This is a genomic window from Algoriphagus sp., assembly GCF_024642405.1.
GTDB lineage: Bacteria > Bacteroidota > Bacteroidia > Cytophagales > Cyclobacteriaceae > Algoriphagus.
In genome coordinates, this window is record NZ_JAHEBC010000077.1 from 14,790 (window position 1) to 15,471 (window position 682).

Here is a 682-nt window from a genome sequence, read left to right on the forward strand (position 1 = left end):
TATTCATTTCCATAGAATTTGGATTCTTCTTGGGTTGGATTTTGATTAAATGATTCGACGACGTTCAGCATTTTTTCCGTGGCCATCATCGCTGCCACTGTTTGATCAGGATCAAGTCCTTTAGTTTTGAATATTTTTCCATAATCCCAAGTGATCACCGTCTCTACAAATGCATCGGTTTTCCCACCTGGAGGTATAGAAACATGATAGTCAATCAATTTTGGAAGCTCTTTTTTCAAAGATTTATAAATCTTCCTGAGGGCTCGCATAAAAGAATCGTATTGACCATCCCCTGTTGCACTCTCATCATACATTTTTCCATGAATCTTCATTCGAAGTTGAACCGTAGGTTTCAAGCCTTTGGAATGAGTCATGTGATATCCTTCAATATGGATATTCTTTTCAATAGAATTATTCTGAAGTACATCGGAAATGATGTAAGGTAAATCTTCTGTCGTGACACGCTCTTTTTTATCACCCAGCTCGATGATTCGCTGCGTCACTTTTGTTAATTCCTCTTTTTCCAGTGAAATACCGAGCTCTTCCAAATTTTTTAGAATATTGGCTTTGCCCGAAGTTTTTCCTAAAGCATATTTCCTTTGTCTCCCAAATCTCTCCGGAAGCAAATCGTTGAAATATAAATTCTTTTTATTATCTCCATCCGCATGGATACCGGCAGTTT

At 37.5% G+C, this 682-nt stretch carries 1 protein-coding gene; it reads right to left on the reverse strand.

Features of this window, described 5'->3' with window-relative positions:
- Positions 1-682, reverse strand: a 682-nt coding sequence (locus Q0L68_RS08130) for an alpha-isopropylmalate synthase regulatory domain-containing protein (RefSeq protein ID WP_296701549.1), incomplete at both ends; no start/stop codon positions are given.